A 10,396-nucleotide genomic window follows, 5' to 3' on the forward strand; every position below is an offset into this window, starting at 1 on the left:
GTCGATTTTCGCATCAAGGACCGATCGCTCACCTCCCGGCAATACGAGTTCGGCGTCCAAGACAAACGGGACGGAGAGTGGCGGGCGGCCCAGACGCTCTCCCTGGTGGGCGGCAGTTGGGGTCACGCCGTATTCCAGCCGGAGGCTTGCAACTACTGCGACGACGTGTTCGCGGAGACCGCAGACGTGGTCATCGGCGACGCCTGGCTTGCGAAATACGAGATCGATTGGCGTGGCACCAATGTGGTGGTCACCCGCAATCCTGAACTCAGAGCCATTTTCGAGCGCGGCGCTGCGAGCGGTGGGCTAATGCGGGAGGACCTGGATCTCGACTCGGTGGTTCGCACCCAGGCCGGCAACTTTCGGCATCGCCGAGACGGTCTGGCCGTTCGGCTTGCGGACGACGACGCGGCCGGCCGGTGGCACCCCCGCAAGCGCGTGCATGCCGGATACCCCGTCTCGCCCGAGCGCGTGGCGCTCATCCGTGAGCGTCGCGCGATCTCCGCTACCAGCCACGAAGCATTTGCGGCCGCGAAGAGAGAAGGCGATCTCGCGGTCTACCTGAACGCGATCGTCCCGCTCATCACCCAGTATCAGTCGGCCACCAAGATGACGTTCGTGGCCAGACTGCGGAACCGGGCGAAGCGGGAGTTCTGGAAGCTCCTGGCAAAAATCTCTTCGAAATCGCGCCAGCGGATTCCTCGATGAACTCGATCAGGAAACCCGAGGTGTACGTCATTCTCACCGGTGTGAGCGGAAATCTGGGCGATGCGGTTATCCGGCGGCGCGTGCTGGAATGGATTCGCGGCCTCGGCCAGATCCATGCCTATGTGGGCAGGACGACGCCAGGCTGGCTCGATCAGCTCGGCATTCGCCCGGGGGAGGTCGTCTATGCGGCGGGTGCCCGCCGCGATTGGCTGCGGGGTCTGCTCTTTGGCCCTGGCAAGAAGATCATGGTGTTCGACCCGGGCGAGGTCCCACTCGGTCGCGAGCACCTCCGTTCGGAGCTCATGTTCCTGGTGATCGTGTTCTGGGTGAGGCTCAGGGGCGGTCTCGTCTTCCGGCCGCCTCGGGCGATCGGCGAGATCTCTCCGCTCACCGGCTGGCTCTATCAAGCGTCCAGCCGTCTCTCGAATGTGGTCCTCTGGCGCGAACGGCTGTCTTACGAGAGGATGCGTGTCGGCAGGCTGGTGCCGGACACGGCATTTGCGGAGCCTCGGCTGGAGGGGATCGCCTGGGCCGATCGCCGTGAGGTGGTGATCAGCATGAGAGGCAAGCGGGAGTTCCCGTCTGAGGAATGGTTTGCCGGTATTCGAGATTTTGCTGCGTCTCATGGTTTTCGTCTGGTGCTTCTCAGCCAGGTCGCTGAGGACGAGGCGAGGACCCGCGAACTCGCCGATCGATTCGGTCCGATCGCCGAGTACCTGCCGTGGGGTGATCGGGGTGATCTGCAGCAGGAACGGTTCATTCGCGCTCGTTACCTGTCGTGTGCGATGGCAATCAGCGACCGTCTCCACGTGCTGATTCTCGCAGCCCAGGCCGGGGCCATGCCTGTGGAGGTGGTCCCTCTGCCGAAGCTCAAGGTGGAGCAGCACTTCTCCACCATCGGAATGGGTGGGATCTCGTTCGGAACGGCCGGTCGCTCGGCGGCGGACATCTCGTGCTTTCTGGGAGATCAGCTAAGGCGTAGGGACGAGCTCAATGACAAAATGGCCGCTGCTGCGAACGTTCTCGAAAACGAGGTCCAGTCGTTGCGTCGTATGGTGTTTGGGAGGGGTCGCACATGATTCGACCCACGGCGAGTGTCGTGTTGCCGCTGCACAACGCCGCACCGTATTTGTCGGGAGCGCTTCGCCAACTGGCTGCGCTGGACGCATCGATAACGTACGAGTTCATCGTGATCGACGATCATTCAACCGACGCCACACAGGAGATTGTGTCGGGCTGGTCCGACGCGATCACCGGTCGGCTCATCATTGAGGGAGCGCAGGGATCGGGCGTTTCGGCGGCGAGGAACCAGGCGCTTGAACTCTGCAGCGGTGATTTTGTGTGGTTCGCGGATGTGGATGATCTCTGGAGCCCCACCATAGTGAGCGAACTGGTGGCCGCCATCGGCACCGCCGAGATGGCGGTCTGCAACGCCCGCAAATCGAGTCCGGACGGGTCTCCACGGGGTGAGATCGTGGACGCCCCCGTCGCGGAGGTGCTCTCGGGCGAGGAGGCACTTCTTCGCGTCCTCGAGGGCAGCATCCAAGGGCATCTCTGGAACAAGCTGTTCCGACGGTCGGCACTGTCGTCGGGGATGTTCCCGGCGACTCGAGCTCATTCCGATCTAGGCGGCCTATTGTCCATGTTGCCCACGTTCGCCACCGTAGCCATGCATCCGATGTTTTTGTACATCTACGTCCTGCGTTCAGGGTCCGTCCTCAATGGCACCGGTTATCAGTGGGAGGACCTGCAGGACTGTTACGAGATAGCGTCCGTCGAGTCGAGGACCGTCATCGATCGGGCTCGCAGCGCTCGGGCGATCACGGTGTTCAAGTACCGCAACCTCATTATCCCGACCGCCAATGAACTGGCGCGTCGGCGCGCGTTGCTCACGGAGGCAGAGTTGCGGGGGATTCGTCGGCAGAACCGCAGGAGGGGGGGGTTGCGAGACCTTGGCGTGCTTTTCCACAACAAAGAAATTCTCGTACAGGCTGCGCTGGTCCTCCTATCGCCGGCCTTGTATGAGCGTGTGTATCGGGCGAGGAGAGCAACTTCCTGGACACCGATCGCCGCAGAGCATTGAGAAGGCCCCTCCGGCAGACGGCTGTGACGATTGGATTCGGAGTCGCCGCTTCGGCCAAACCATCCGATCGCTAAACTGTCCCCTCGGGCGTGTCAACAGCGGGGGCGTGGGTATCGCCGATTTGTCCGTGCCAACACATCAAGGAAAGTCAACAAAAAATGACGAAGAGTGCCTTCATCACCGGTATCACCGGCCAGGACGGGTCGTATCTGGCGGAGCTCTTGCTCGGCAAGGGCTACGAGGTCCACGGCCTCATTCGGCGCGCCTCGACGTTCAACACCACGCGGATCGACCACCTCTACAAGGATCCGCACGACCAGGATGCCAAGCTCTTTCTGCACTACGGCGACCTGAGCGATGGCGCTCGTCTGGTCAGCCTGCTGGGCGAGCTGAAGCCCGACGAGGTCTACAACCTCGCGGCCCAGTCCCATGTGCGGGTCTCCTTCGACGAGCCGGAGCACACGGGCGACACGACGGGGGTCGGCACGATGCGCCTGCTCGAGGCGGTGCGGATGTCGGGCATCCACACCCGCTTCTATCAGGCGTCGTCCTCGGAGATGTTCGGGGCCACGCCGCCGCCGCAGAACGAGGAGACGCCGTTCTACCCGCGCTCGCCGTATGGGGCCGCCAAGGTCTACAGCTACTGGGTCACCAAGAACTACCGCGAGGCCTATGGCATGTTTGCCGTCAACGGCATCCTGTTCAACCACGAGTCGCCCCGTCGGGGTGAGACCTTCGTCACCCGCAAGATCACCAGGGCCGTCGCAGCGATCAAGGCCGGCCTGCAAGACGAGGTGTACCTGGGCAATCTCGATTCGATTCGGGACTGGGGATACGCGGCGGAGTACGTTGAGGGCATGTGGCGCATGCTGCAGGCGGATGCCCCGGACGACTACGTGCTCGCGACCGGTGGCAACTTCACTGTTCGCAACTTTCTTGAGACGGCGTTCGGACACGCGGGGTTGAATTGGGAGGACCACGTGAGATTCGACGAACGTTACCTGCGGCCGACCGAGGTCGACGCGCTCATCGGTGACGCCTCCAAGGCGGAGGCGAAACTCGGCTGGAAGGCCACCGTCGACACCGAGCAGCTCGCCCGCATCATGGTCGACGCGGACATCGAGATGCTGGCCCACGCCGGCAGCCACTGGATCGACACAGTGAAGCTCGAGTCCTGGGGCACGAAATAGCACGTAGGGTGGTAGAGACGATGATGTACAGCCCCTCACCCCTCGATCGCGACGCGACCTTCTATGTCGCCGGACATCGTGGGCTTGTTGGCTCCGCCATCTGGCGCAAGCTTGAGGCCGAGGGCTTCCGCGATCTCCGCGGCGAGGCCTCAGCGGATCTGGATCTGAAAGACCGTGAGTCGGTCTTCGACTACTTCAGGGCCGTCAGGCCCCGGTACGTGGTCCTCGCCGCGGCAAAGGTGGGTGGCATCCTCGCCAACAACACCTATCCGGTCGATTTCCTCTCCGACAACATGCGCATCCAGGTCAACGTGCTGGATGCGGCCCTCGAGGCGGGTGTGGAACGGCTGCTGTTCCTGGGGTCGTCCTGCATCTACCCCAAGTTCGCCCCGCAGCCCATCCGCGAAGACTCGCTACTCACCGGGCATCTCGAAGAGACCAACGACTCCTACGCGATCGCCAAGATCGCGGGCATTCTGCAGATCCAGGCGGTGCGTCGCCAGTATGGTCTGCCCTGGATCTCGGCCATGCCGACCAACCTCTACGGCCCGGGCGACAACTTCTCACGCGAGGGCTCCCACGTGCTTCCCGCGCTCATCCGCCGGTACGACGAGGCCGCCCAGCGCGGCGAGGCCTCCGTGACCAACTGGGGAACGGGCACCCCCCGCCGGGAGTTCCTCCACGTCGATGACCTCGCCGCCGCGAGCCTCCATCTGCTGGAGAACTACGACGGTCCCGCGCAGGTGAACGTCGGCACCGGTACCGACGTGACCATCGAGGAGATCGCCGAGCTGGTCGCCCGGGTGGTGGGTTACGAGGGCCGCACCGAGTGGGACACGATGAAGCCGGACGGAACCCCCCAGAAGCTCCTCGATGTGTCGAAGCTCGCGGATTCGGGCTGGACCTCGTCGATCGGCCTCGAAGAGGGACTGCGCAGCACCGTCGACTGGTACCGAGGGCACGCCACGACGCTGCGGGAGTGATTCGTGGGGTGCGGCTCGGTCGCCTCTGATTGAATGGTGCGATGGCACCCTCCCACGCTGGACCTCCCGCTCGTCGGTTGCGGCCGAGGACGATCGTCCTGTGGGTCGTGTCGGCCGTTGTCCTCCTCGCGATCTTCGCGGTGGTCTGGGTCGGTGTGCGCGGCCTGCTCGCGAGGAACGAGCTGCAGGGCGCGGTGCCCCTTGCCTCGAAGGTCCAGACCCAGGTGCTGGCGGGTGACGGCGCGGCGGCGCAGAAGACCGCGACCCAGCTCGCCGACCACGCGGCGCGAGCCGCGCGCCTGACCGGCGACCCGGTGTGGCGTGCTCTCGAGATCGTTCCCTGGCTGGGCGGCAATCTCAGCGCGGTGCGACAGCTCGCGGCCGCGACGGACGAAGCCGTCAGCGATGGGGTGCAGCCCCTCGCCGGTGTCGCCGGCACGGTTCGACCTCAGGACTTCAGCCCGGTTGACGGCGTCATCGATCTGAAACCCCTGGTTGCCGTGCAGCCGAAGCTCGCCTCGGCGAGCGCGGCGCTCGTCAGCGCCGACCGCGCCGTCCACCGCATCGACACCTCCGGTCTGCTGGGGCCGGTTCGCTCCGCGGCGACTCAGCTGACCTCGGCGCTCGACTCGGCCTCCAATGGGGCGACCGCGATCGACAACGCCGTTCGGTTGGCGCCGGCCGTGCTGGGCGCGGACGGTCCGCGCAACTACCTGCTGCTCTTCCAGAACCCCGCCGAGCTTCGGGCCACGGGCGGCATCCCCGGCGCCCTGGCGCTCATCCACACCGAGAACGGCAAGATCTCGCTCGTGCAGCAGGCCTCGAGCGCCGACTTCCCGCACTATGCGAGCCCGGTGCTGCCCCTCCCGGTCGAGACGCGCGGCCTGTACGGGGACAACGTCGGTGAGTACATCCAAGACGTTACGCTCACCCCGGACTTCCCCCGTTCCGCCGCCCTCGCCAGCGAGATGTGGAAACGGCAGTTCGGCCTGGAGCCCGACGGTGTGCTCTCCGTCGACCCGGTGACGCTCGGTTATCTGCTGAAGGCCACCGGACCAATCACCCTGCCCACCGGCGACGTGCTGACGTCCGGCAACGCCGTGCAGTTGCTGCTCAGCGAGGTCTACGCCCGGTACACCAATCCGGCCCAGCAGGACGAGTTCTTCGCCGGCGCCGCGGCCTCGGTGTTCACCGCCGTCTCCGGGGGAAAGGCCGATCCGGTCGCCCTGATCACCGCGCTGGCCCGGGCAGGCAGCGAGCACCGGGTGCTGATCTGGAGCGCGCACAAGGAGGATCAGTCCGTGCTCTCGGGAACCACGCTGGCGGGCGGCCTGCCCATAAGCACCGCGACCGAGCAGCGCTTCGGCGTGTATCTCAACGACGGCACCGGAGCGAAGATGGACACCTATCTTCACGTCACGGTTGGCGTCGCGCAGGTGACCTGCCGCAAGGACCGGCGGCCGGACTACGGGGTCGAGGTCACCCTGACGAACACGGCGCCCGCCGACGCGGCCACCTCGCTGGTGCCGTACGTCACCGGTGGCGGGAGCTTCGGGGTCACGCCAGGAAACATCAAGACGGTGCTGTCCGTGTACGGGGTGCGCGGAATGCAGAACCTCGGGGTCATGCGGGACGGAAAGGTGGTGACGGCGCATCCGTCCAGCAACGCGGGATATCCCGTCACGGCCCTGTCGGTGGAACTCGCTCCCGGAGAGTCCACCACCCTGCATTTCGGCTGGCTGGGTACCGCTCCGTATGGCGGGCGATCCGTGGTGCAGTCGACTCCAGCTGTTCACGCCGATGTTACAAACAGGGTGGACTTTTCCTGTGAATCGCGGCTATTCTGAGAATTACCCGTACCAGCCGATATATCGCACCTAGCGCCACTGTCGTCAGGATCCCCATATTTTGGAGAAGTCATGATCAAAAAAGCCTTTGCAGTCGCCGCGCTTGTCGCCGTTGCAATCTTCGCCGGTCCGGTCGCCGCCAATGCCGCGGGCTACGTCGCGGACGACCAGATAATCGTCTCCGACAGCACCCCGGCCCCGGGCAGCACCCAGACGGTCACCTTCACCGCCGGTTCCTTCCTCCCGGGCGAAGAGGTCTCCTTCTCCGTCACCGGAGAAGGCCCGATCACCCTCGCCGCCGTCAGGGCAGCCGTGGTCACGGCGTCGATCACCAAGACCGCCGCTGCGGACGGTTCGATCGTCCTGCGCATCACCCTCCCGACGGACGCCGTGGGCACCTACAACGTCACGGGCACCGGTCTCACCTCCGGCACCGTCGGCACGGCCGTGCTGACCGTCGCCGCCGCCGATGCGGGAAGCGGTCTGGCCTTCACGGGAGCCAACGTCTCTCCTCTCCTTATCTGGGGTGCGGGCGGCGTTCTGCTTCTCGGCATCGCGCTCCTCGTCGTCATGACGGTGGTTCGTCGCCAGCAGCGCAGCAACGCGTAGTTCTTAGCAGACGGAAGGCCCCGGGCTTCGGCTCGGGGCCTTCCCGCGTTTCGCGCCCGTTCGGCCTCCGTTACCGTTGATGACCCACGCCCTCGATAGGGTGGGCTTATGAAGGAGAAGCTGTGAAGATCTCGGTCATCGGTTGCGGCTACCTGGGCGCCGTGCACGCCTCGGCCATGGCGGAGTTGGGCCACGAGGTGGTCGGCATCGACACGGACGCACCGAAGGTAGCGATGCTTGCCTCCGGGCGGGCGCCCTTCTTCGAGCCGGGACTGCCGGAGACGCTGCGATCGGCGATCGACTCCGGGCGTCTGCGGTTCAGCACCGACATCGCGGATGCGGCGGGCAGCCGGGTGCACTTCATCGCGGTCGGCACCCCGCAGCAGCCGGGCAGCAACGCGGCCGACCTCCGCTACGTCGAGGCCGCCGTGCAGTCCCTGCTGCCGCAGCTGGCCGCGGGAGACCTCGTCGTCGGCAAGAGCACCGTGCCGGTCGGCACCGCCGCGCGCCTCGCCGAGCCCATCGAGGCATCCGGCGCCACTCTCGCCTGGAACCCGGAGTTCCTGCGCGAAGGCTTCGCAGTGCAAGACACCGTCCGTCCCGATCGCCTCGTCTACGGAGTTCCGTCGGGCGAGGCGGGGGAACGGGCCGTGAACCTGCTCAACGAGGTCTACGCCTCGGCCGTCGTCGCCAGGACCCCGCTCGTGGTCACCGACTACGCGACGGCCGAACTGGTGAAGGTCGCCGCGAACGCCTTCCTCGCCACCAAGATCAGCTTTATCAACGCCATGGCCGAGATCGCCGAGGTCACCGGCGCGGATGTCACCCAGCTTGCCGACGCCATCGGCTTCGACTCCCGGATCGGGCGCAAGTTCCTCAACGCGGGCGTGGGCTTCGGCGGCGGATGCCTGCCCAAGGACATCCGCGCCTTCACCGCCCGCGCGGAGGAGTTGGGGCGGGGCGACTCGGTGACGTTCCTCAAGGAGGTCGACTCGATCAATCTTCGCCGTCGGCAGCGGGTCGTCGACCTCGCCGTCACCGCCCTGGGCGACCGGCTGCATGGCGCCAAGGTCGCGGTGCTCGGCCTGAGCTTCAAACCGCACTCCGACGACGTGCGGGACTCGCCGGCGCTCGACGTGGCGGTCCGGTTGCACGGCCTCGGTGCGGACGTCGTCGCGATCGACCCGGAGGCGGTCGAGAACGCGCGGGCCAGGCATCCGCAGCTCGGCTACTCCACCGACCTGGAACAGACCCTCCGCGATGCGGACGTCGTGGTGCTGGTCACCGAATGGCCGCAGTTCCGGGAGATCGACCCGGTCTGGGCGGCGACGCTCGCGCGCGGACGCACGATCATCGACGGACGCAACACCCTGGATGCGACCGGCTGGCGGGACGCCGGCTGGACGTACCTGGGCCTGGGGCGGCCGTAGCTAAACTGTCGGGGTGAGCCAAGCCAAACCGATCGACGTCGCCCTGATTGGCGGGGGCATCATGAGCGCCACCCTCGGCGCCTTCCTCAAGCAGCTGCAGCCCGACTGGTCCATCCAGATCTTCGAGCGCCTCGGTGGCACCGCCCTGGAGAGCTCCAACCCGTGGAACAACGCCGGCACCGGCCACTCCGCGCTCTGCGAGCTCAACTACACACCGGAGCGCGCCGACGGCACGATCGACATCGCCAGCGCCGTCAAGGTGAACGAGCAGTTCCAGGTCTCGCGCCAGTTCTGGTCCTACCTCGTGGATAAGAACCTGCTGCCCGATCCGCAGGCGTTCATCAATCCCGTCCCGCACATGAGCTTCGTCTGGGGCGAGAAGAACGTCGAGTACCTGCGGAAGCGGCACGAGGCGCTCGCCGGGCATCCGCTCTTCGCTGGCATGGAGTATTCGGAGGACCCGGCGGTCATCCGTTCCTGGGTGCCCGCGATGATCCCCGGCCGCACGAAGTCGCAGCCGATCGCGGCCACCCGCTTCGAAAAGGGCACCGACGTCGACTTCGGCGCGCTCACCCGCGACCTGCTCGGATACCTCACGAGCAACGGGGCGAAGCTCCACCTCGAGCAGAAGGTCACCGGGCTGCGCCGCCAGAAGGACGGCACCTGGCGCCTGCACGTGCGTCATGAGGTCGGCGGCACGCCGGTCACGGTGGATGCGCGTTTCGTCTTCGTCGGCGCCGGCGGTGGTGCGCTCACCCTGCTGCAGAAGTCGGGCATCGAGGAGGCTCGCGGCTTCGGCGGCTTTCCCGTCAGTGGGGAGTTCCTCCGCACCGACAACCCGGAGGTCGTGGCCCGCCACCATGCGAAGGTCTACGGCAAGGCCGCCGTCGGCTCGCCCCCGATGTCGGTGCCGCACCTCGACACCCGCATCGTCGACGGCCAGGCGAGCCTGATGTTCGGTCCGTACGCGGGCTTCAACACCAAGTTCCTCAAGACCGGTTCCTGGTTCGACCTGTTCGAGACCATCCGATTCCACAATCTGATCCCGATGCTCGCCGCCGGCCTGTCGAACCTCGACCTCGTGCGCTACCTCATCGGGCAGCTGATCGCGCGACCGTCGACGAAGTTCACGGCACTGCAGGAATTCATGCCCACCGCCGACCCGAAGGACTGGTACAAGATCACCGCCGGCCAACGGGTGCAGGTGATCAAGAAGGACGCCAAGAAGCGTGGGGTTCTGCAGTTCGGCACCGAGGTCATCACCTCGGCCGACGGCAGCATCGCGGGGCTCCTGGGTGCGTCGCCCGGGGCATCCACCGCCGTGCCGATCATGCTCGACGTGCTCGAGCGCTGCTTCCCCGACCGGATCGAGTCCTGGACGCCCCAGCTCAAGGCGATGGTCCCTACCTGGGGCAGGAAGCTCTCGGACGACCCGGCGCTGGCCGAGAAGACCGTGGCCGCGACGCAGAAGGCGCTCGCGATCGCGCGGTAGTTCGGCTCCTCCGCCGCTTACCCTCCGCCGGGCTCGTGCACAGATCTCCGGTTC

9 protein-coding genes are annotated in these 10,396 nt (G+C 66.1%); all 9 read left to right on the top strand.

Going from position 1 to position 10,396, the window contains the following annotated elements; translation table 11 throughout:
* A partial coding sequence (locus tag VGC18_RS01585) for a Coenzyme F420 hydrogenase/dehydrogenase, beta subunit C-terminal domain (protein ID WP_331093530.1) occupies positions 1-708 on the top strand: 708 nt, incomplete at its 5' end.
* On the top strand, positions 705-1,787 hold the full coding sequence (locus tag VGC18_RS01590) for a polysaccharide pyruvyl transferase family protein (RefSeq protein WP_331093532.1): 1,083 nt from the start codon (positions 705-707) through the stop codon (positions 1,785-1,787). The genes VGC18_RS01585 and VGC18_RS01590, both read left to right, overlap by 4 nt.
* Positions 1,784-2,791 (top strand): glycosyltransferase family 2 protein, encoded by a 1,008-nt coding sequence (locus VGC18_RS01595; RefSeq protein WP_331093534.1) that lies wholly within the window; start codon positions 1,784-1,786, stop codon positions 2,789-2,791. Before VGC18_RS01590 ends, VGC18_RS01595 begins: the two co-directional genes overlap by 4 nt.
* Before the next feature lie 158 nt (positions 2,792-2,949).
* The gene (gmd, locus tag VGC18_RS01600) at positions 2,950-3,981 is read left to right on the top strand and encodes a GDP-mannose 4,6-dehydratase (protein WP_331093536.1); all 1,032 of its coding nucleotides are present in this window, start codon (positions 2,950-2,952) and stop codon (positions 3,979-3,981) included.
* A 20-nt stretch (positions 3,982-4,001) separates the two neighbouring features.
* A complete protein-coding gene (locus VGC18_RS01605) occupies positions 4,002-4,964 on the top strand; it encodes a GDP-L-fucose synthase (RefSeq protein WP_331093538.1) in 963 nt (320 codons plus the stop codon).
* A gap of 41 nt (positions 4,965-5,005) precedes the next feature.
* Entirely contained in the window at positions 5,006-6,811 is a 1,806-nt protein-coding gene (locus VGC18_RS01610) for a DUF4012 domain-containing protein (protein WP_331093540.1), read from the top strand.
* Between the two features lie 72 nt (positions 6,812-6,883).
* On the top strand, positions 6,884-7,420 hold the full coding sequence (locus tag VGC18_RS01615) for a sortase (RefSeq protein WP_331093542.1): 537 nt from the start codon (positions 6,884-6,886) through the stop codon (positions 7,418-7,420).
* Positions 7,421-7,542: 122 nt separating this feature from the next.
* Positions 7,543-8,850 carry a UDP-glucose/GDP-mannose dehydrogenase family protein gene (locus VGC18_RS01620; RefSeq protein ID WP_331093544.1) on the top strand — a complete coding sequence of 436 codons (1,308 nt, stop codon included), beginning with the start codon at positions 7,543-7,545 and terminating at the stop codon, positions 8,848-8,850.
* 61 nt (positions 8,851-8,911) lie between these two features.
* Complete coding sequence (locus VGC18_RS01625; RefSeq protein ID WP_414672844.1) at positions 8,912-10,342, top strand: malate:quinone oxidoreductase; 1,431 nt, start codon at positions 8,912-8,914, stop codon at positions 10,340-10,342.
* Positions 10,343-10,396: the final 54 nt, after the last annotated feature.

Origin of the sequence: Lacisediminihabitans sp., assembly GCF_036404185.1 — a bacterium.
Lineage (GTDB): Bacteria > Actinomycetota > Actinomycetes > Actinomycetales > Microbacteriaceae > Lacisediminihabitans.